The following is a 22,664-nucleotide window of genomic DNA, read 5'->3' on the forward strand; positions in this document are numbered from 1 at the left end:
CCTATGGCTCTTAATTATCTCTGGGTTGCTTTTTTCCTCATTGCTTTTGTTGTTGGACTGGTGCGTCTGATCTTCTTTGGCGATATGGAGGTGTTTCCGGAGATGATGAATGCCACTTTTGACAGTGCCAAAACAGGTTTTGAAATATCATTGGGACTAACCGGAGCTCTTACGCTCTGGATGGGTCTCATGCGCATTGGTGAGAAGGGCGGCATGATCAATGTAATGTCGCGATTGATTGGCCCTTTCTTCAGTCGTTTGTTTCCTGAACTACCCAAGAACCATCCGGCTTATGGCAGCATGATGATGAACATTGCGGCCAATATGCTGGGGCTTGACAATGCAGCCACACCGGTTGGACTCAAAGCCATGCAAGAGCTGCAATCAACTAACAAGAGTAAGGATACAGCCTCCAATGCCCAAATCATGTTTCTGGTACTTAATACCAGTGGATTAACAATCATTCCCATTAGTGTGATGGCCATTCGAGCTACTGAAGGCGCATCTAATCCTTCTGATATCTTCCTGCCAATACTTTTGGCTACATTCTTTAGTACCATTGTGGGTATCATTGCTGTATCAATTGTTCAACGCATCAATTTATTAGATAAGGTAATACTTGCATATCTGGGTGGCTTTACAGCATTAATTGGCGGGTTTATATACTACCTCAACACCTTATCGAAAGAAGAGGTGAATACCGTGTCTTTATTAGGAGCCAACCTGCTTTTATTTTTAGTCATTGTTACCTTTATACTGATGGCTCTCCGTAAAAAAGTAAATGTGTATGATGCTTTTATTGACGGGGCCAAAGATGGTTTTAAAATCGCCGTTAAGATTATTCCATTCTTAGTGGCAATACTGGTTGCAGTGGCTGTTTTTCGTACTTCTGGAACCATGGATTTCTTATTGGATGGCTTTCGTTTAGCTGCTGATCTTATTGGTGTGGATGCGCGTTTTGTGGATGCGTTGCCAACTGCCTTTATGAAGCCCTTAAGCGGTGGTGCTGCCCGTGGGATGATGGTTGAAGCCATTCACACACATGGCGTTGATTCCTTTGCCGGCCGTATGGCAAGTACCATACAGGGTTCTACAGATACCACCTTTTATGTGCTGGCCGTATATTTTGGCTCGGTGGGCATAAAGAAAACCCGTCATGCTCTGTCGTGCGGTCTTATAGCCGATTTTGCCGGTATTGTGGCCTCCATTCTGCTGGCATACCTGTTTTTTGGTTAGGGAAAAATACAAAAGCCACCGCAAGGTGGCTTTCTCATATCTTATAATTTTCACTCTATTCTTAAAAGTTACTTTTTCAAGGCTTCAGCACCACCAACAATCTCAAGTATTTCAGTAGTTATGGCTCCCTGACGCGCTTTATTATACTGTAGTTGCAGTTCGCCAAGCATATCAGTGGCATTATCCGTGGCTTTGTGCATGGATGTCATACGGGCACCATGCTCCGATGCCAGCGATTCCAGTATTACACGGTAAAACATGGTCTTTAAGGCATCAGGTATTACTTTGGTAATAAAGGTTGGTACATCAGGCTCAATAATATAATCAGCGGTTAATTGTTCCACCTCATTGGCTTTGGGCAGTTCCATTGGCAAAAACTGCTCTGAACGAATGATTTGTACGGCCGCATTCTTGTACTCGTTATACACCAGAACCACCCTATCATATTGCTTGTTGACGAACGCTTCCATTAATTCATGTGCCACATCGGTGACCTTTTCAAGGTTGGTATGGGAATAAATCTCATTATGATCCTTAACCACGTTGTAGCCTCGCTGTTTTAGAATTTTTTGCGCCTGTTTACCAATCGCTAGTATATCAACATTGCCGGCACTGTTTTGTAGCTTAAAATCGACTTTGCACAGCTTCTCAACTTCCTTAATCACATTGGTATTAAAGGCACCACACAGTCCTCTGTTCGATGAAATTGCAATAATCAATATTTTACGAGGCTCGCGCACCTCGGCCCATTCGAGTTGAAATCCTTCCTCCAGTGCTTCAGATAGTTTACGAATAATATTCGCCAATCTGTCAACATAGGGGCGAATATAGGAGATATCGTCCTGTGCCTTTTTAAATTTGGCAGCTGATACCATTTTCATGGCACTTGTTACCTGCCTGGTGGTTTTAACCGAGTTAATGCGAATACGTATGTCCTTTAAGCTTGGCATAGTTAATTATTCTTCGGTTATGTATTTGTCAGCTGTATCATTGGCTAGTGCCTCAATCTGGCTGGTGATTTCGTCGTTATATTTGCCTTTTTTAATGTCGCTAAGGAGTGCCTGATGACTTATTTGCAGGCTTTCAATAAATTCCTTTTGCCATTCTTTTATTTTATCGGCTGGCACATTTTTAAGCAGACCTTTTGTACCACAATAAATCAGTGCTACTTGTTCTTCTACTTTAACCGGTTGGTATTGCGGTTGCTTTAATAACTCAACATTTTTACGGCCTTTATCCAATACCAGCATGGTAGCCGGGTCAAGATCAGAACCAAATTTGGCAAATGCTTCCAGCTCGCGGTATTGGGCCTGGTCAAGTTTCAACGTACCGGCAACCTTTTTCATGGGTTTAATTTGCGCACTACCTCCCACACGTGACACAGAGATACCGACGTTGATGGCGGGGCGCACACCTGAGTTAAACAGGTCACTTTCCAGGAATATCTGCCCATCGGTGATGGAGATAACGTTGGTAGGGATATAAGCTGAAACGTCACCGGCTTGCGTTTCAATAATTGGTAAAGCAGTAAGCGAACCACCTCCTTTTACCAATGGACGTATGGATTCGGGTAAATCGTTCATTTTGGCTGCAATCTCATCCGATTCGATGATTTTAGCAGCACGCTCCAGTAAGCGGCTATGCAGGTAAAATACATCACCAGGGTATGCTTCACGACCTGGTGGACGACGCAGCAGCAAACTTACTTCTCGGTATGAAACTGCCTGCTTCGATAGGTCATCGTAAATAATGAGTGCTGAACGACCTGTATCACGGAAATATTCACCTATAGCTGTTCCCGAGAATGGTGCGTAAAACTGCATAGCTGAAGGATCGGCGGCAGGTGCAGATACCACTGTGGTATACTCCATAGCACCATGTTTCTCAAGTGTATTTACAATCTGAGCAACGGTGCTGCCTTTTTGTCCAACCGCCACATAAATACAATACACTGGCTCGCCATCGTCGTAAAATGAGCGCTGGTTAATTATTGTATCAACGGCAATGGCTGTTTTACCGGTTTGACGGTCGCCAATAATCAGCTCGCGCTGGCCACGACCGATAGGTGTCATTGCATCAACAGCCAACAGACCCGTTTGCAAAGGCTCTTTTACCGGCTGACGGTATATCACCTGAGGTGCTTTGCGTTCAAGCGGCATTTCAAAGGTTTCTCCCTGTATAGGGCCTTTACCATCGATGGGTTCACCAATGGCATTAATTACGCGGCCAACCACACCTTCACCCACATTAATGGAAGCAATACGCCCGGTACGTTTCACTAAATCGCCTTCTTTTACGGCTTGTGATGAGCCAAACAGCACAACCCCAACATTATCTTGTTCAAGGTTGAGTACTACGCCCATACACGATTCCAGCTCAACCAGCTCGTTGGCTTTTACATTGGTAAGACCAAATACGCGGGCAATTCCGTCACCCACCTGTAAAACAGTTCCAACTTCTTCCAGGTCGGTTGATGTTTGGAAGCCTGCTATCTGTTTTTTTAATAAATCCGATACTTCAGCCGGTTTTATCGTATCCATCAGAAAATCAATTTAGTACGTTTAACTAAGCAATTGCTTTTTAATTTGTTTCAACTTAGTGCTCATGCTGGCGTCGGCCATTTTTCCATCTACCTTTAGTATAAAGCCGCCTAGTAATTCGGGCTTTACTTTGATGGTGAGCTCAATGGGTGCCTTAAATTGCTCTTTTAAAAACTGATTCAGTACATCGTGTTGCTGGTCATCAAAGTCAATGGCAGTGTATACTGTTACTTCTTTGATGCCTTTTTCATTTTTGTACAACCAGATAAAGCGCCTGTTGATATCTGTCAATAGAACCTCTCTGTTATTGGTTATCAGTAAGTCCAAAAGGTTGAGCGTGCTTATGTTAACCTTTCCTTCCAAAACCGAATGAAATGCCTGTTTTTTCTGGCCGGGCTTAACTACCGGGCTGTTCAGCAAATCGGTAAAGCCTTCAGCATCGTTGCAATAGCTTTGCAGCAAATTTACATCCTGGTAAATCTGCTCCAGTTCTTTTTGCTCCATAGCGAGCTTAAAAAGTGCTTTGGCATATCTGTCGGCTATTAAGCTTCTGTTCATTCTCTTGTATTCAGAGGTGTTCTACCTGTTGTTGATTAGTGCATAAGCGCACTAATTAAAGTTTACTTCTTGTAGGTATTTATCGATGATAGCCTTTTGCTTATCGGAAGTCTGTAACTCTTCTTCCAATAGCTTACCGGCAATATCAACCGAAAATTCTGCTACTTTCTCTTTCAATTGAAGGATGGCTTCGTTCTTTTCGCGTTCAATCTGAAGGCGGGCGGAGGCAATAATTTTGTCTGCTTCCTGCTGCGCTTTCGTTTTAGCATCATCCAGCATTGATTTTTTTAACTCCCGCGCATCTTTGATCAGCTTATCGCGCTCTTCTTTGGCCTCGTTCATAATCTGAACTTTAGTGGCATTTAAATCTTCCACTTCGACTCTGGCTTGTTCGGCTGCAGCTAATGCATACTCAATGGTTTCCTCACGAGATTTAACAGCTTGCAGAATTGGTTTCCAGGCGTATCGACGCAATATGAAAACCAATATACCAAACGTAATGGCTGACCAAAAGACTAAACCGGGATCTGGCGTTAACAATCCCATAATCGTTGAGTTTTTATCCTTTCATCAAAGCCACCACAATTGCAAATAAAGCAGCACCTTCAATAAGAGCAGCAGCAATAATCATGGCCGTCTGAATTTTAGAACTTATCTCTGGCTGACGTCCCATCGCTTCCATAGCGCTTTGAGCAATTCGACCAATTCCATATCCGGCTCCGATAATGATTAAGCCTAAACCGATTGTGGTTAATGATAAACCTTCCATTGTATTACGTTTAAAAATATTAACTATTAATGTTCTTCACTTTCGACTGCCATACCAATAAATAAGGCAGATAATAAGGTAAATATATAAGCTTGCAATACTGCAACTAATAATTCCAACATAAACATCATAAGTGCCATAGGAACTGATACAAATCCTACGTAGGCACTTTTCATCACAAAAATGAGTGAGAATAAACTCAGGATAATAATATGACCTGCTGTAATGTTAGCCAATAAACGAATCATTAGCGCAAATGGTTTTGTGAACAGGCCGATAAATTCGATAACAGATAACAGCAGGCGGATAGGCACTGGTACGCCCGGCATCCAGAATATATGTCCCCAATAGCTTTTTGTACCACTGAAATTGGTTACAAAAAAGGTAATAAGGGCTAACACCATAGTTAGGGATATGTTACCGGTAAGGTTGCTGCCTCCCGGGAAGAAAGGAACCAGTCCAATCAGGTTATTTATCCAGATAAAGAAGAATAGTGTTAACAAGAAGGGCAGAAAACGGTCTGCCTTGTGTCGGTCTATTTGTGCATAGGCAATATCATCGCGCACAAAGAGTATTAAAGGTTCGAGGAATGATTGCAGGCCCTTAGGCACAGCCGGTGGACCCCTGTATCGTTTGGCAGCGCTGGTGAAAAGACCAATAATCAGTAGGATACTCAGCCACATCGAAGCTACATTGCGGGTAATGGAAAAGTCAATTGGTTGGGCATTAATGACCTCATGATGGTCGTTATACTCAATTGTTCCTTCAGCATCAGTCACGTAAATTTTACCATGATACAGTTTGTAGTATTTTTCTCCTTTACGAACTAAAGTTTCTCCATGATGAAAGGCAGATGACATAAATATGTGCAGGCCATCGTCAATTAAAATAACCGGAAGAGGAATAGTGATGTGTTGTTCCTGACCTTGCTTGTTTGTATAGGAAATAACGTGCCACTCATGAGCATCGGCTATGTGATGCATAATCATTTCCATTGGGTCAAATTCAGCATCAGTGCTTTCCTGGTGCTGATCGTTAGCATGTACGCTAATTGTTAATGCCAATGCGGCTATCAGTGCAAGCAATTTTTTAATAAGTTGCATCAAATCTCAAGTGCTGTTATTATGTTCCTTTTTTACTTTATTAAGCGCAGCTTAACAACGATGTCTACGATTAAAAGCGCGAAATAGTTCATTAAGAACAATAGTATTTCTGTTTTGTTTTCGCTGTCCGTTGGATTTAAGAAAAGAAATAAATAGGAAATGATGAAGGCTAGTTTTAATCCCATTAATATCAGAAAGATAAATGCGCTATTGTCGGGGTGCTTTTTTTGTATAAAAACAAACAGGAAATAAAAAAGAAGGTATAATCCGCTGAGAAACAGGAGTGCGGATGATACCTTCTTGATTGATATTGTCAGCCATTCTGTCAACCACCATTCTGCACCCAATAGCACTGTTGCTAAAGTCAGGTATACGAATGATGAGCGAATGGATTGGATAGCCCAATTACTTTTTGATATTGGCATTCGCAGCAGGTGGTGTTACCTTTTCATCCATTTTGCAGGTGCCGGTAAAGATGGCGCCCGGTTCAATTGAAAGCTTGCTTGTTTGAATGTCGCCATGCAACTTACTGGAAGCTTTGAGCGATAATAGTTCCGATACTGTCAGGCGGCCATCGAAAGTACCATAGATATCACAGTTAGTACATTTTACTTCGCCTGTAACAGTACCATTTTGTCCAACAAGTACTTTCCCTTTTGAGATGATATTTCCTTCGATTGAACCATCGATTTTAATATCTCCGTTTGTTTCTATATCGCCTTTGATTTTTGTACCCGGACCAATCATGTTGGGTAGCTTATTTTCAGGTTCGAAATTTTTAGCCATTTTCCAATTGTTAGTTTTAAGAATATAACAAATATAAATATTTAAATGCTATAACCATAGTTAATTTGTCACCAGAACTTTTAATTTTTGCAATTGACGCTCCTTGTTTACCTGTCTTAATCTGCGAGCTGTATTGGTATAGTAGGTGTGCTGCGAAATAAACTCATATTGCATTTTATTCCATTCGTCCATTGACATTTTACCATTGTGCCGGTTGAGTTCTTTGTAGAGGTTATCTGAAATGGATATAAAATCAGCCCTGCCTAAATAGTCCAGGTCAGCATCTTTAAGTATTTTTTCCAGATAGTTCTTAGGCTGATGTCCGACTCGTGTGACGTTAATCAATTCAACTATTTGATCTATTTGATAATCATGGTAGTAATATTGAGGTAGTATTTCTTTAGCGAAACTGATGCTGTTATCTTCATGATTACTGTATTCAACCAAAAAACCCACATCGTGGAGCAAAGCTGCTGTCTTTAATAACAGGAGGTCTTCAGAGCTGACTTTCTCTCCCCGTCCGATAATTTCAACCTGAGTAATCACATCTTTAGTATGTGCTTTATTGTGATAAAAAAGGTCAGGCATCAACTCATTTTCCAATTTGTCTAAAATAAACTCTTCAATGTCACCAAAACGAATATGTTGCAGCTTAACATTGAATTGCTGGTTAGGAAATATGCCATTGGTATCAGCCGAAAGCTCAGGCCTGATTCTACGAACATAATACATGTCTGTTTCACCTTTGTATTTGATGGGCATTTTACCTCTGTAATCGCATTCAAAGAAGTCTTTGATGAGCTCATAGGTCACGCCTGTGATATTAATCATACCAGCTGTTCCTGAGCTCTCCATCCGGGATGCAATATTAACTGTGTCGCCCCATATGTCAAAAGAAACATTCTTGCGACCTATTTCGCCAGAGATAACCGGCCCGGTATGAATGCCTATGCGTAATTCCCAAAATCCTAATTCGGTGTTTTGTTGTTGCTTGCTGTCAAACATGAATTTTTGCATCTCCAGCCCTGCCAAAACAACTTCAATGGGATTGGTGCGGTTGATGCTGGGTATGCCACCTGCGCACATGTAGGCATCGCCAATGGTTTTAATTTTTTCAATGTTGTACTTCTCTACAACTCCATCGAAGTAAAAGAAGAAGCGATCCAGCTCATCGATTAAAGTTTCCGGATTAATGTGTTCAACTATTTTAGTGAACCCTTGAATATCAGCGAAAAGTACGGTTACTTTTTTGTATTTCCTTGAACGTATGCGTGCTTGTTCTTTCACTGCCAGTGCGGTAGTACCAGTATTTTTCTGTTGTGCTTTCTGTTTTATCCTAAATGCTTTACGGAACTCATCTTCAATATTGTGGGTTATTTTCCGGATGCGCTGTTTAAATAATATAACTATCAGTACAAATGCCAAAAAGCTGATAAGAACAATACTTCCAATGTAAAACAGAGTGTGCTGCCAGATGGGTAAATCAATGTGTATGCTAATTTCTTTGGTCTCACCATTAGGCATTTCTAACAAAAAAAAGTAGGTGCCTTCTTTTAAATTGAAAAAACTAGCTGAATTTCGGGGTGACCAGTTAGTCCAATCCTCAGAATAAGGAATAAGGCGATACCTGTACAATGGCTCTATGGTACTATCGGTTTGCCAATATAAAGAGAAAGTTTTGCTTGATAGGGTGAGATTATTTTCAATTGAGATGGGGTGGTTGTCAGGAGATTCAGCCAAAACCTGTATATTATGTACTTGTGCCGGAAGAATATTTGGAAACAAAAGTGAAAATGTTACGTATACAACGGCGTATGAAAAGATCTTCTTGGAAAGTAATAGCTTCACAGCTCTTATGTTGATTGCTCCCTTCGGCATAATAGTTCTGGTATCGTTCCCTTACTTGCAATTAGAATCAAAAGTACTATATTTATTCCGTTAATAAAGAACATTCAGTATAGCTTTTTATGGACACATCAAAGAACACAATTCTGGTTCCCTGCGATTTCACCGAAGGTGTAGATTTTGCAGTTAGACATGCCATTAAGGTTGCTAAGGAATTAGATGCAGGCATTCACCTGTTGCATATTGCGAAAAAAGAAGAAGAGATTTCTGCACTTGAAGATCGCTTGACCGCATATGCCAATGAAATCCATGAACGCATGGGAGTTCTGCCAACAACATCGGTAAAGGAGGGTACTATCTTTAAAACAATTAATGCAGTTGTTGAAGAGCTAAACTGCCTTTTGGTGGTGATGGTGACTCATGGTATGAAAGGATTGCAAAAGCTAACTGGTAGCTGGGCTTTGAAAGTAATTGTTGGATCAAAAATTCCATATCTTGTTGTTCAGTCTGCTCCCAAGCGTGATGATTATCAGAAGATAGTATTCCCAATTGACTATAAGGCTGAGAACAAGGAAAAGCTGAAGTGGATTCAGTTCTTGTATCAGTTCTCAAAGCCAAAAGTTTATATATATGCTTCGGCCACCAAGGAAGGAATTATTGATAGCCGGACAAAAGCAAATGTAGTGTTCTCGAAAAAGTACCTGGAAGAGAAAGGGATCGATTACGAGCTGGTCTTATCTGAAGGAGAGGCATCCTTTTCTCAGGAAACCATTCAGTTCTCAGAAAAAATAGATGCTGATTTAGTGTTGGTGATGACTACGCGCGATATTGCTTTTCATGACTATGTTTTAGGTGCCTATGAACAATACATTATTGCCAACAGTGCAAAAATGCCAGTATTGGTAATCAATCCCCGTACTGACTTAATGAAGTATGGTTACGGAGGTTTTGGTTGATAAACTTTACAAATTACATATACAAAAAGACGATCATACCAGATCGTCTTTTTTTGTACCATGTTTTTTTACGCGAATTAAAATACTTTTGTCTACAAATCGTTTTATTACAAAAACAATAACATTATGGAACTGGTCTTTGCTACTAATAATGAGCATAAACTTCGGGAGATTCAATTGCTTTTGGGTACTAGTTTAAAACTATTAAGTTTAAAAGATATAGGTTGTAATGAAGAGATTCCGGAGACAGGGACCACTTTAGAAGCAAATGCAAGGCAAAAGTCAGAGTATATTTTTAATAAGTTTGGCCTCAATTGCTTTGCTGATGATACAGGATTGGAAATTGATGCCCTTAATGGTGAGCCAGGTGTATATTCTGCGAGATATGCTGGTGCAGATAAAGACGCCGAAGCGAACATGAATAAAGTGTTAGACTTAATGAGTGAGGAGAATCACCGAAAGGCACGGTTTCGTACTGTTATATCTTTATTCATAGATGGCAAAGAGCATCAGTTTGAGGGTGTTGTTGAGGGTGTGGTTCTCAGGGAACGTTCGGGGAAAGAAGGCTTCGGATATGATCCTATTTTTACGCCAGATGGCTATCAGCAGTCCTTTGCTGAAATGGCTATGGAACTCAAGAATGAAATTAGTCACCGAGGAAGGGCTATAAAAAAGTTAATTGATTTTTTGAAAGAGCACTATGGGTAAACACATATTATTTATTTTTCTACTGGCTTTAATCAATGCTTCTTTATTAAGTGCGCAAAATTCGGGATGGAGCGATCATTTCTCGTACCGAAATGCATTGCATGTAGCCGAAACAGAACGCTATGTGGCAACAAGCTGTGAGATGGGCATAATGCTACTGGATAAACTAACAGAAGAGTTGACTACCTATAGCCGGGTGAATGGGCTTAGTGATACTGATATTACAGCTATAGAATCATTAGCTAATGATGTTTTCATTATTGGATACAGTAATGGTAATATCGATATTTTGTCAGAACAAGGAATCTTAAATATTCCTGATTTTAAGCTTAAACAGATTGTAGGTGCTAAGGGAATTAATCATTTTAACATGCACGATGGTAAAGTGTATTGCAGCACCGATTATGCACTACTCGTGCTTGATCCAATAAAGGGGGAGATAAGTGATACTTATTTTCTTGGCTTCAATGCCGAGCGTTTAAAAATATATCAGACGGTTATTTCTGGTGAATATATTTACGCTGCCACCGAACGAGGCTTGTTGCGAGCCAGATTGTCAGATCCTCAGATTGTATTTGATAAAGCCTGGAAGGTGGTTTCATCTAATACAATGCCTTGTGTGGCAGTTAATGTACATGGTGGTGAAATAGTTTACGTGACCAAAGAGCAGAATACCTTTAAAATATTGAGAGGTAATGAGGAGGATTGGTCTGAATTTTTAGAACATGCAGGTTATAAAAGTCTTAACGCCTATGGAGGTAAATTGGTTGTTTCGCTCACCTCTAAAGTGTTAGTGTTTGATGAAGATTATAATGAGGAGTTGACTATTGAAGAATATAATGCTGAAAGTAAACTTTCAGTTAATGAAACACTTTATTCGAGTTTTGAGGGAGCTTTATTTATGGCCGACAAAAACTATGGCTTGGTAAAAATGAATCATAGAGGTGAAGCAAGCTTTCATGTAATCAATGGCCCATATTCCAATAACTGCTTTGAGCTTCATGCAACAAGTTATGGTGTTTATTCGACAGCTGGCGGTCTGACTTATGATTATAATAATCTGAATAGAACCATCGAATACTCTTATTATAACACTAACGTAAAGGAATGGCGTAGTTATAAGAGTTCAACGCCAGCGACAAGTAATACAAGTCGTGATTTAATACGGATATGCACTAGCCAAACTGACGAGAATAAAGTGTACATGAGTAGTTGGGGTGGAGGTATTTATGAGGTACAAGGCGTTGATTCGATAACGTATTTTGGCGAGCAGGATGGAGGACTGCAAGATATCTATCCCGATAATCGAATGTACGTGCGCGTTGGTGGTATGGCCAGTGATAGTAAAGGTAATATATGGATGGCAAATGGTTATGCCTATAAAGGAGTTGTTGTAAAATCAAACGATAACTGGTATCAATTTGACTATGCATCATCTAACCTGCTTCATAGCGTTGGTCAGATGCTTATTACCAGAGATGATAATGTATGGATGACCGTGCCGATGCATTTTACTGGCGATCGACAGGGTATTATGGTCATAAATACCAATGGTACATTGTTGGATGATAAAGATGATGAGTATAAAAGTGCTGAACCTGTTGGGAGTAATAGGGATGATCGCCATAAGGGACAATTAAGGTTGTGGGATGAGAATAGAAAAGAAATAACCAAAGTTGTGTTGAGTATGGCTGAGGATAAGAATGGCTACATCTGGTTGGGAACTGATAAGGGTGTTTTGGTCTATTATAGGCCATGGGCCATTTTTTCGGAAGATTATCCGGTTGCTAGCCGAATAAAAGTACCTCGTAATGATGGTAGTAACCTCGCAGACTACCTATTGGAAAATGAGAGAATATCGTGTATAGCGGTTGACGGTGCCAACCGTAAGTGGATTGGTACCGAAGATGCAGGTCTTTATTTGGTTTCTGAGGATGGTCTAAAAACCTATTATTCATTTAATACCGATAATAGTCCATTACCGTCGAACTCCATTACCAGTGTAGCAATATCTCCAGTAACTGGTGAAGTGTTTATAGGTACTGAAAAAGGAATTCTTTCATATAAGGCCAAGGCGACTGAAGGCAATAAAGGTTTTGATAAAATTTATGCCTACCCAAATCCTGTTCGCGAAGATTTTACTGGTGATATTACTATTACTGGATTAATGCAAAATAGTATTGTTAAAATAACAACAGTGAGCGGTAAACTGGTGCATGAAACCAGGTCATTGGGAGGTAATGCCTTTTGGAATGGCAAGAACTTTAGTGGGGAGCAAGTAAAGACCGGTGTTTACATTGTGTATGTTAGTAATGAAAATGGAGAGTATTCTGGAGTTGTAAAGATATTGTTAGTTAGGTGATTAGTGTCTGTTTCCGGTTAGAATCCTAAGTCGGTTGTTTTTAATAGTTACAACATAAAAGATTCCAATTAGAACAATACTCACAAACACTTGTATAAAAACACTTGTTATTTGTTCGACTGTGAAAATGCTGATTATTGGAAATAAGAAAACTATAACTGGGGAGTGGTATAAATGCAGTAAGTAGCTAAAACCCCCTGTTTTAGGCATTGAAATAGGAATTGTTATCAAAAATGAGAATATCAACCCAGCAATTGAAAATCTTAATAACTCAGGGAACTTAAAGTACATAAAGGCACCAAAAAATATTTGAATTGCAATGGATAGTTTGAGATGCTTTTCAAAATTTGCAATAAGGCTGCCAAAAAGAAACATAACAACGATATCCCACCGCAAAAATATTTTGCCAAATAGTAGAATTGGAATAATAATCAGTAGCATCTTAAAGTTTCTTTTTAGAAAAAGTTCTAGCATTACAAATAAGATGAAAATGTCTCTGATAAAATATGTTGGAGGATTGATTGGTGGTGAGTTTAGTGAAAGTATACCTTCTGTTATTAAAGTATAGTTGTAATCTAATCTATTAAGGTAGTTGAATCCTAGGTAGTTGGCAATAAGAACTGGAACTAGAACCAATGTATTGGCAATTAAATAGGGTATTAGTAAGCTGGCAACCTTTGTATTAAAGATGTTATGCTTGTATCTCGTTTTATTCCAAAATAAGTATCCAGATATTAAAGAAAGTACTGGAGTGCCATATGTGGGTATCTTTTCGAATAGAAAATAGAAATAGCCAGATTCAATATTGTGCCGGGTATGAGTGAAAGTGATTAATATCACTGCAATTATTCGCATCAATTCTATACTACCCTTCATGTGATTATTGTTTTTTATTACATGCAAACATAATCTAAAAGGAATCATCTTAAAAATAATTGAATTAAACTATCTAACATTTGCCCATTTAACCTTTCAAAATTAGTTTTGTAACGAGGTGCTACATTTGTGAGTTACTTGCTTGTTTAATCGAACTATCAGAAAAATGAAGAAAGCCTGGGTTGTTGCTACCATTGCGATTAGTTGTTTGTTATTGGGTTATATCCTTTACCAGGTAAGCCGCGTTAAATCATACGATAACACACAGTCTTTAGTAGCCGTGCCTGCTGATGCGGCTGTTATTATTAAGGCTGAGAATGCTGATTGTATCTATAATGCTCTTTTTAATACCATCGATTATAAAGAGGAGCTGCAAAACTCTCAGGTGCTTAATAATGCCTTTAAGCAGATCCTTGCACTTGACTCGATAACCTTTGAAAATGGTGTTAATGTATACCAAGAAATAAAAGGATTACCGGTCTATTATTCATTTCATGCTCAAGGCAAGGAAAGTGTTAGTCAACTTTTTGTTTTTGAGCTGCCCAATAAACGGGAGGAAGCTAAAATAGCAAGACTCATTAAGCAATTAAACGAGTTGGGGGCCGATGTGTCGGTAAGGAAGTATAATTCACAATCCATCTATAAAGTTACAGCCAATAAGCAGCAGTGGTTTGCCAATATCGACAATGGCATTTTATTGTTGAGTCAGTCAAGTTTGCTTATCGAAACCTCTATAAGGCAGCAGCAAAATCCTGATTCATGGGTGAATGGTGCAGATTTCAAGCAGATTTATAAGACCATTGGTGCAGGCTCAAAACTAAATGTTTTCATCAATTTTCCGCGATTGCCGGATGTTATGAAACCTATACTCGGTGATGCTTTCCAGAGAAGTTCTAAAGTTGTTGGCGACCAAAGTAAATGGGCTGAGTTTGATGTTGAAATTAGCAACCAGGCTATTGTACTAAATGGGTTTATGAGTGCTTCTAATACTGGTATCGTCAGTAAAATGCTTGAGAATGCACGTCCGCAACGCACACAAATACAATATGTGCTACCTAGTAATACACGTGCTTACCTTTCGTTTTCGTTAGAGAGTGCGTCTGACATGAGGAAACGGATTACAGGTTTCAACGATGCGAATGTGGATTATCAACGAAAACTCGAGCAGTGGCAAAAGAAATATGGTTTCAACCCTGAAGAAGAATTGTTTAGCCAGCTTACCGGTCGCCTGGCATTGGTGTATAGCGACTACAATAATCTGCAGCCCGAGGCAAACGGGTTATTAGTGCTTAAGCTGAAGAGTCAGTCATCTGGCAAAGAGGTGCTATTGGAGATGTTGCGTAAAATGAGTTCGGCATCGAGTAGTAGTATGGTTGTTAAAACCTATCGACCTGATAATGGGGTTAGCTATCCTGTTTATCATGGTTTTGAAGAAGATGTTTTGGCTCACTTTTTTAATCCACTGTTGCCAAAAGTACCCCATAAATACCTGGCATTTTATGACGATAATTTGATTGTAGCCGATGCCCCTGTGCTGCTTGAGCAATTTATCTACAGTAATATGCTTAAGAAAACATTGGGTAACGAGAAGGCGCATCAACAGTTTCTGAGTAATTTTTCGAGCCGCGAAAATGTGTTTGCCTTTTGTGAAACTGCTCATCTGGCTGCTTATTTCGGAGAGACTTTTCAACCACTTTTAGGGCAGCTTAATGAAGCACAAAAGGAGGCATTCAATAATTTTTATGGTATTGGCATGCAGCTTAGTGGTACTGGTAAGATGATTTATACAACCTCCTACTTGCAATACATGCCAAGTCGGGAGTCGGAGCCAAGAACCGTATGGCAAAGTCTGCTCGATTCAACCGTTAGCTTTAAGCCAGTACTGGTTGATAATCATTACACCCGCGAAAAAGAAGTCATTGTGCAGGATGACGCCCATAACCTCTATCTGTTGAGTAATACTGGACGTGTCTTGTGGAAAAAACCTTTGGATAGTGAAATTTTAGGCGATGTAATCCAGGTTGATTATTATCGAAACAACAAGTTGCAATACCTTTTTAATACCCGCAAGTCTATTTATCTCTTGGATAGAAACGGTAACCATGTTGCCAATTTTCCGGTCCGATTGCCTTCGGATGCTACCAATGGAATGGCTGTTTTTGACTATGACAATAATCGTAACTACCGCTTTTTTATAGCTTGCGAAAACAGACGTATTTACCTGTATAACAATAAAGGCAATACCGTATCGGGTTGGAAGTTTGATAAAACTGACGGAAGGGTGACCATGCCCGTGCAGCACTTTCGCTCCAATGGAAAAGACTACATTGCATTTGCCGACGATAAGCGCAACTATATTTGCGATAGAAAAGGAAATATTAGGGTAAAGCTGAATAAGCAATTTGCCAGGAATCGTTACTCTTCCTATTATTTATGTAATCAGAACCAGGCAGACGATTGTTTGGTTACAACTAACTCCGATGGTTTGCTGACCAAGATTAAACTATCCAATGGTGAAGTTAAATCATCGGTTCTCAAAACAATTGAAGAAACGCATGCTTTTAGCGCATTTGAGCATAATGGCAAACTGCATTATCAGGTTGTAGAACCGCATTGTGTAACTTGTTTCACCAGTGATGGTAAGGAAGTGTTAAAAAAGGAATTTGATAATGAGATTAATCTAAATGTTGATTTATACAGGTTTTCTGCACAAAACATTAAACTAGGTGTTTCTGAAAAGGCCAATGGCCACATACACTTGCTAAATGCAGATGGCAGGACCTACAAAGGCTTTCCTCTGAAAGGCAACTCCCGATTCAGCATCGGCTTTCTAAAGTCATCTGCTTCCAGATTTAATTTAATTGTGGGAGGTTCTGATAACTACATATATAATTACCAGGTAGATTAATAATTGTAATAATGATGAAACTGAAAATTGGTGTACTGGGCGTGTCAAATCACTTTATTAAACGAGTGGTTCTACCTATGCAGGAATTGAGTAATGTGGAGATGTATGCCATCGCTTCACGCTCTTTGAATAAAGCAGCTGAAGCAGCTCAGCAATTTAATATTGAGCACTACTATGGTAGTTACGACCACTTGCTTGCCAATAAAGAGGTGCAGGCTGTGTATATTCCGCTGCCGAATCATATGCATGCCGAATGGATTAAAAAGGCAGCCAATGCTGGCAAGCATATTCTTTGCGAGAAACCAATGAGTATGAATGCCGAAGAAGCCATGGAAGTGGTGGAGTATTGCCAAAAGCGAGGCGTCATTCTCATGGAAGCATTTATGTATAAGCATCATCCGCAATGGCTGAAGGTGCGTGATATTATCAGAACCAATAATATTGGTAAAATCCAGTATATCAACACCTCTTTCTCATACAATAATCCTTCAGCATCTAACATTAGAAATGTAAAAGAATATGGTGGCGGCGGATTGCGTGATATAGGTTGTTATGCTATTTCTGTTCCGCGTTTTTTGTTTGGCAAAGAGCCTCAGAGGGTAGTTAGTTTGCTGAGTTTTCATCCTGAATTTGGAACAGATATGCTTACTTCTGCTATCCTTGACTTTGGAACGGCTCGTGCTACTTTTAATGTGTCAACGTGCGCCAGTGCCTTTCAAAAAGTTGATATTGTTGCTTCAGCAGGGCGTATAACCATTCATTTACCATTTAATACCTATAATGATGTGCCAGCTAAAGTAACTGTTGAATCAGCCATTGGCACTCGCAAATTATTAATAGAACCAGCTGATCATTATGGATTGATGATAGCTGATTTTGCTGAAATGGTAGAAGGAAAGCAGCAAGTGTCGGTTAGTGAAGATGATGCCATACTGAACCAAAAAGTGCTGGATGCGGTAATTAGATCTTCAGAAACTAGCTCCTGGGAGTCAGTTGTGTAAGTCGTTTTTTAAGGTTTTTTAAAGAACTTTGGCATGAATAATGCGTAACACCGTCTGGATGAAATAAGGGTGTTATGAAAAAACGTACTAACTATAATGTGCTTGAATTAACAAGCCGCAGTCAGTTTGTTCCTGCAAAAGGATATAATGAAAAGATTGAACTTGTTAAGATTCGGAAAAATAATGAGTTCAGTTTCACACTTCCGAATGTGCCAATGAAAAAGGGCTGGTGGGAAAATCTGGCAGTTATCGGCGATATTCTGAAGAGTATATTAGCACACCCTGAAGTGCATTTTTTTATAGCATTACATAATGGTGAAGTTATCGGCTCATTCGATTTAATTGTGCTACCCGACCGTCAGGTGGAAATACGTGATTTGGGAATTGCCAGTGATAGCCTGGATTTTGAGCTTAGGGCATTGTTTCTGTCAAAAGTGGTTGATTATTGTTTTCAGTTTGAGCCTACGCGCATATTTTGCCATGCCAGCGAATTTGAGAAAATGTCTGCCATCTCCAATTATCTGTCGCAAGGCTTTACCATTAATTCACAAAATAATGGTGTCAGTACTGATAATGAATTAAAAGAGATGAATCATCTTCAGTCTGGTTTTCTTCTCAATTTGAATTAGTGGCTTGGTTGGGCTAAATAGCAATCAGCCTCTTGTTAATCAAGATATTTGAATCGTTTAAGGGTTATATCCGTTATTTAGCGTAATTTTTCAAAACAATTCTGCCGTTTCTCCGTACTACCACTGACGTGAGAAGTAATTAGTTATTTTATTGTTCTATCTTGCACATGCTGCTCGATAGTTGAATGTGTAGTTTTAAGAAATTCATTAATGGAAAGGTGATGATATTGTATTGTTCTTTCTACTTTTGTATTTCTTGCTATATTGCAGTAAGATAAGAAGTCGTAAGTCTAACACACTTCAAAATATGGATAAGAATAAAGAAAACCATGGGTTTCTGGACTTTGCCTATCAGATGTACAAGACCATGAAAACCAATGAAATTAATTTGGTGTATGAAGGGGAGGTAACCCAGGAAATTACTAAAACATTTACTTCATTGACAGAGCGGAGCCTCGAAAAGAGTCAGGAGTCAAATACTGTTCAGCGTAAGGTGTTTAATGTAATGGTGGAGTGCCTTCAGAATATTAGTAAGCATGCCGATTCATTGGATGATGATGAGGATGAGCGCAGGGGAATTGTTATGGTGAGTCATGGTGAAAGAAGCTATAACATTATTACCGGTAATGTTATTAAAAATGAAAAGGTGCCTGAGTTGAAAGCCAACCTGGAGCTGGTTAACAGCCTGGATAAAAAAGGACTGTCGGAGCTATACAAAAAGCAGATGAAAGAAGGCAGGATTTCTGATAAGGGTGGAGCCGGACTTGGGTTTATCGATATCGCTAAGAAAACCGGCAGTAAACTTAGCTATGAGTTTAAGAAATTAAATGAAGACGTTAGCTTTTTTATCTTAACATCAACTGTACAACGAAACTAATCAGACTATAAAATGGAAGTAATTAATATTGTAGGTACTGACGATACACCTAATGTAATACTGGATAAAGACAACGGTAAATTTGAAATTTCGGGGCGTTCGTTACCTGAAGATGTGAATATGTTCTATGAGCCAATTCTTAACTGGATTGATGCCTATGCCGAAGCGCCAGCTGAGAAAACAGAATTCAACTTTAAGCTGGAGTATTTTAACACTGCTTCATCAAAAGTGATTCTTGATATACTGCTTAAGTTCGAAGAAATTGTTGAAAATGATCATGATGTTGTCATCAAATGGCACTATCACGAAGAAGAAGAAGATATGCTTGAAGCAGGCGAAGAATACGCCGATATAGTAGAGATACCTTTTGATTACATTTCATATACCGACTAATTTAAAACTGACCTCCCAGAAAGCTAAAATATGAGTGAAGAAATTCTGAAGGCACTGATGCAACTGTTTGGTTTAATTGCCAAGCAGGATGGTGGTGTTGAAGCGAATGAGACAGAGTATGTAAGAACTTTTCTTGAGCAGCAGTTAAATGCCGAGGCTGTGGAAGAATATTATTCGCTCTTTCTGAAATTCTCAAAAGATTCGAAACTTGGCAAGGGAGAGCCGGAAGGTAAGGTAAAGCTAACGTCGATGAAAGATTCCGTGAAAATCCTCGGAATCTGTAAAAAAATCAATAAGCAGCTGAATAAGGAGCAGAAAGTGGTGGTGCTGCTGCGTTTGTATGAGCTGGTTAATGCCGATCGTAAGTTTACCGAACAACGCATGGCCATCATCAATACGGTGGCCGATGTATTTAAATTGCCAAAGGAAGAAATTGAAGCTATTGAGACCTATACAGTCAACAATGCAGTTCAAGAGCTTGATTTGGAGGATGTACTCATTGTTAACCACCATACCGATGAGTTTACAAAAGCAAAACACATTCAATCAGGCGAACTTGATGGAGATGTACTTATCTTGCGAGTAAACAGCGCTGGGCTATATTTCGTCAGGTATACAGGTAATCAGGATCTGTTCCTGAATGGCTTGTTAATTAATAATCGCCGTATCTATCTGTTTCCCAAGGGAAGCTTCATTAAACTACCCAAAGGTCAGCCAGTTTACTATACAGATGTGGTCTCACGGTTTATGTCCGATTCATCAGTATCTAAAATCTCCTACGAGGTTAAAGATGTTGGTTTTCAGTTCAAGACTGGTGGTATCGGTCTGCGCAATGTTAACATCTCAGAAGAACAGGGTAAGCTCATTGGTATTATGGGTGCCAGTGGAGCCGGTAAAACGACGCTTTTAAACGTTCTTTGTGGGAATGAAACACCTACTGCCGGGGAGGTGTTGATTAATAGTTATAGTCTTCATCGCGAGCGCGATAAGGTGGAGGGTGTGATTGGTTACATACCTCAAGACGACCTGCTGATTGAAGAATTAACCGTATACGAAAACCTCTATTATAATGCTAAGCTCTGTTTTAAAGATAAAGGTGAAGCAGAAATAGAGGAGATGGTGAACAATACGCTTACTAGCCTTGGCTTGTATGAGCGTCGTAACCTGAAGGTGGGTTCTCCACTTAATAAAATGATTAGTGGCGGTCAACGCAAACGACTGAATATTGCCCTTGAGTTAATTCGAGAGCCAGGTATTTTGTTTGTTGATGAGCCAACATCTGGATTGTCATCACGCGATTCGGAGAATGTTATGAACCTCCTGCGTGAACTGGCATTAAAGGGCAAGCTTATTTTTGTTGTTATTCACCAGCCATCATCAGATATCTATAAGATGTTTGATAAGATGTATATCCTTGATACGGGCGGTTATCCGGTCTATTATGGTAATCCCAGCGAATCATTGATATATTTCAAGCGTCTGGATGCGCAAATCAACAGTGATCAGGGTGAATGTGGTACATGTGGTAACCTCAATCCGGAGTTAATTTTCAATATCATTGATGCCAATGTGATCGATGAATATGGAAATTACACGAATAAAAGAAAAACCTCGCCTGAGGAATGGCATGAACATTACAAAGAAAACATTGAATTGCCACAGGTGGAACAGGTTAATTCTACACCGCCAAAATCATTGAATATACCTTCGTGGTTTAAGCAATTCTTTATTTATACGCTTCGCGATTTTAAATCGAAAATCAGTAACACCCAGTATATTCTGCTCAATTTGCTGGAAGCCCCCTTTCTAGGGTTTATTCTGGCCTACCTCATTCGTTACATTGTCGATCCTGAATCGGATATCTACGTTTTCCGTGAGAATGAGAACATAGCGCCATACATCTTCATGGGTATTATTGTTGCTTTGTTTTTTGGTCTGATAATCAGTGCGGAGGAGATATTCAAAGATGCAAAAATATTAAAGCGGGAGAAGTTCCTGAACCTGAGTCGCTCCAGTTACCTGGCTTCTAAAATTCTGATATTGTTTGTGATGTCGGCTATTCAGATGACCCTATTCGTAGTTGTTGCCAATAGCATCTTAGGCATTAAAGGGATGAATTTTGAATTCTGGCTGGCACTCTTTTCAGTATCTGCTTTTGCCAATATCCTTGGCCTGATACTTTCAGCATCATTCAATTCCATTGTAACCATCTATATTTTGATTCCATTGGTAATGATCCCACAAATGGTATTGGGCGGAGCGATGTTTACATTTGATAAACTGAATAAAGACTTTACAAGTGTTGATAAAGTGCCGTTAGTAGCGGAGGTGATGCCTTCGCGCTATATTTACGAAGGATTAATTGTACACCAATACAAGCACAATAATTTTAAGAAAAATATTTTTAAAGTAGAGCTGCAGCAAAGTAGTGCTGACTTTAAGAATGTATACTATCTGCCTGAATTGGAAGAAATTATTGACAATTGCCGCATAGCAGATAAATCAAGTAAGGGCTTTTCTGATGATATTGCTTTATTGCGCAATGAATTGAGTAAGGAACAGAAACGGGTTCCATCTATCGAATTCATCGGGATGGATAAATTAACAGTGAACGAATTTAATGAGCAGGTTGCCAGTGATGTCAAAGTTTACATTGAGCAATTGAAGAATCATTATCGCGACCTGTTTAATACAGCTGATAATACCATTAACCGTTTTATGTCAGATAATATCAGAAACAATAAAGACCGTTTTAATGCCATACGAGATGCCTATTTTAATGAAAGCATCTCTGATATTGTTCGTAAAACATTTGATAAAAATAAGATGCTGCGCGATGGTGATAAGCTGATTCAGGTGGTTGATCCGATTTATCAAATACCTGAGCCAGAGACAGCCATTTCGTTCAGAACGCATTTCTTTGCACCACAGAAGCATTTTGCAGGGCACTTTTTTGATACTTTGTGGTTCAATATAATGGTGGTTTGGTTGCTCACTATTTTGATGTATATAGCTCTGTACTTTGATCTCCTGAAGCGGAGCCTGGACTTCTTTGGTGAATTAAAACTGTTTAAAAAGTAACCTTTTACTAAATAATTGAGTATAATTGCTTCAATC

At 39.4% G+C, this 22,664-nt stretch carries 20 protein-coding genes; 10 read left to right on the plus strand and 10 right to left on the minus strand.

Translation table 11 applies throughout. The annotated features are described in order from the left end of the window. Positions 1-3: 3 nt before the first annotated feature. Positions 4-1,236: a nucleoside recognition domain-containing protein gene (locus KDU71_RS15965; protein WP_212192094.1), complete on the plus strand. Its 1,233-nt coding sequence runs from the start codon at positions 4-6 to the stop codon at positions 1,234-1,236. Positions 1,237-1,304: 68 nt separating this feature from the next. Here the strand turns inward: KDU71_RS15965 and atpG are convergent, their stop codons facing one another. Genes atpG through KDU71_RS16010 form a run of 9 tightly spaced genes read right to left on the minus strand, consistent with a single transcriptional unit; the run spans position 1,305 to position 8,840 of the window. Further along, positions 1,305-2,186 carry an ATP synthase F1 subunit gamma gene (gene atpG, locus KDU71_RS15970; RefSeq protein WP_212192095.1) on the minus strand — a complete coding sequence of 294 codons (882 nt, stop codon included), beginning with the start codon at positions 2,184-2,186 and terminating at the stop codon, positions 1,305-1,307. A 6-nt stretch (positions 2,187-2,192) separates the two neighbouring features. Then, entirely contained in the window at positions 2,193-3,776 is a 1,584-nt protein-coding gene (gene atpA / locus KDU71_RS15975; RefSeq protein ID WP_212192096.1) for a F0F1 ATP synthase subunit alpha, read from the minus strand. A 21-nt stretch (positions 3,777-3,797) separates the two neighbouring features. Next, positions 3,798-4,334 (minus strand): ATP synthase F1 subunit delta, encoded by a 537-nt coding sequence (atpH, locus tag KDU71_RS15980; protein ID WP_212192097.1) that lies wholly within the window; start codon positions 4,332-4,334, stop codon positions 3,798-3,800. Positions 4,335-4,385: 51 nt separating this feature from the next. Then, the gene (atpF, locus tag KDU71_RS15985) at positions 4,386-4,880 is read right to left on the minus strand and encodes a F0F1 ATP synthase subunit B (RefSeq protein WP_212192098.1); all 495 of its coding nucleotides are present in this window, start codon (positions 4,878-4,880) and stop codon (positions 4,386-4,388) included. 13 nt (positions 4,881-4,893) lie between these two features. Next, positions 4,894-5,103, minus strand: coding sequence for an ATP synthase F0 subunit C (gene atpE, locus KDU71_RS15990; RefSeq protein ID WP_143301005.1), 210 nt, complete (start codon positions 5,101-5,103; stop codon positions 4,894-4,896). Between the two features lie 26 nt (positions 5,104-5,129). Beyond that, the gene (gene atpB / locus KDU71_RS15995) at positions 5,130-6,206 is read right to left on the minus strand and encodes a F0F1 ATP synthase subunit A (protein WP_244828524.1); all 1,077 of its coding nucleotides are present in this window, start codon (positions 6,204-6,206) and stop codon (positions 5,130-5,132) included. A 32-nt stretch (positions 6,207-6,238) separates the two neighbouring features. Continuing rightward, positions 6,239-6,631, minus strand: coding sequence for a hypothetical protein (locus KDU71_RS16000; RefSeq protein WP_212192099.1), 393 nt, complete (start codon positions 6,629-6,631; stop codon positions 6,239-6,241). After that, a complete protein-coding gene (locus tag KDU71_RS16005; RefSeq protein WP_212192100.1) occupies positions 6,612-6,992 on the minus strand; it encodes a bactofilin family protein in 381 nt (126 codons plus the stop codon). Before KDU71_RS16005 ends, KDU71_RS16000 begins: the two co-directional genes overlap by 20 nt. Positions 6,993-7,052: 60 nt before the next feature. Next, positions 7,053-8,840 carry an adenylate/guanylate cyclase domain-containing protein gene (locus KDU71_RS16010; protein WP_212192101.1) on the minus strand — a complete coding sequence of 596 codons (1,788 nt, stop codon included), beginning with the start codon at positions 8,838-8,840 and terminating at the stop codon, positions 7,053-7,055. A 119-nt stretch (positions 8,841-8,959) separates the two neighbouring features. Between KDU71_RS16010 and KDU71_RS16015 the strand changes: the two genes are divergently transcribed. From KDU71_RS16015 to porZ, 3 genes are all read left to right on the plus strand, one after another. Beyond that, positions 8,960-9,793: a universal stress protein gene (locus KDU71_RS16015; RefSeq protein ID WP_212192102.1), complete on the plus strand. Its 834-nt coding sequence runs from the start codon at positions 8,960-8,962 to the stop codon at positions 9,791-9,793. A gap of 126 nt (positions 9,794-9,919) precedes the next feature. After that, positions 9,920-10,501, plus strand: a complete 582-nt coding sequence (locus KDU71_RS16020) for a non-canonical purine NTP diphosphatase (RefSeq protein WP_212192103.1) — start codon at positions 9,920-9,922, stop codon at positions 10,499-10,501. Next, complete coding sequence (gene porZ, locus KDU71_RS16025) at positions 10,494-12,863, plus strand: type IX secretion system anionic LPS delivery protein PorZ (RefSeq protein ID WP_212192104.1); 2,370 nt, start codon at positions 10,494-10,496, stop codon at positions 12,861-12,863. Before KDU71_RS16020 ends, porZ begins: the two co-directional genes overlap by 8 nt. Here the strand turns inward: porZ and KDU71_RS16030 are convergent, their stop codons facing one another. Next, positions 12,864-13,739, minus strand: coding sequence for an acyltransferase family protein (locus tag KDU71_RS16030; protein ID WP_212192105.1), 876 nt, complete (start codon positions 13,737-13,739; stop codon positions 12,864-12,866). It lies immediately after the preceding gene. A gap of 166 nt (positions 13,740-13,905) precedes the next feature. Here KDU71_RS16030 and KDU71_RS16035 point away from each other — a divergent pair, with 166 nt between their 5' ends. The 6 genes from KDU71_RS16035 (at position 13,906) to KDU71_RS16060 (ending at position 22,628) form a co-directional block, all read left to right on the plus strand. Then, positions 13,906-16,647, plus strand: coding sequence for a DUF3352 domain-containing protein (locus KDU71_RS16035; RefSeq protein ID WP_212192106.1), 2,742 nt, complete (start codon positions 13,906-13,908; stop codon positions 16,645-16,647). 11 nt (positions 16,648-16,658) lie between these two features. Further along, on the plus strand, positions 16,659-17,648 hold the full coding sequence (locus tag KDU71_RS16040; RefSeq protein WP_212192107.1) for a Gfo/Idh/MocA family protein: 990 nt from the start codon (positions 16,659-16,661) through the stop codon (positions 17,646-17,648). Between the two features lie 74 nt (positions 17,649-17,722). Further along, complete coding sequence (locus tag KDU71_RS16045; RefSeq protein WP_212192108.1) at positions 17,723-18,277, plus strand: GNAT family N-acetyltransferase; 555 nt, start codon at positions 17,723-17,725, stop codon at positions 18,275-18,277. Between the two features lie 307 nt (positions 18,278-18,584). After that, positions 18,585-19,154, plus strand: coding sequence for a SiaB family protein kinase (locus KDU71_RS16050; RefSeq protein WP_212192109.1), 570 nt, complete (start codon positions 18,585-18,587; stop codon positions 19,152-19,154). A 12-nt stretch (positions 19,155-19,166) separates the two neighbouring features. Then, positions 19,167-19,547, plus strand: a complete 381-nt coding sequence (locus KDU71_RS16055) for a DUF1987 domain-containing protein (protein WP_212192110.1) — start codon at positions 19,167-19,169, stop codon at positions 19,545-19,547. A gap of 30 nt (positions 19,548-19,577) precedes the next feature. Next, positions 19,578-22,628 (plus strand): ATP-binding cassette domain-containing protein, encoded by a 3,051-nt coding sequence (locus KDU71_RS16060; RefSeq protein WP_244828527.1) that lies wholly within the window; start codon positions 19,578-19,580, stop codon positions 22,626-22,628. The last annotated feature ends 36 nt before the right edge of the window (positions 22,629-22,664 follow it).

This window comes from Carboxylicivirga sediminis, from assembly GCF_018156225.1.
Taxonomy (GTDB): Bacteria; Bacteroidota; Bacteroidia; order Bacteroidales; family Marinilabiliaceae; genus Carboxylicivirga; species Carboxylicivirga sediminis.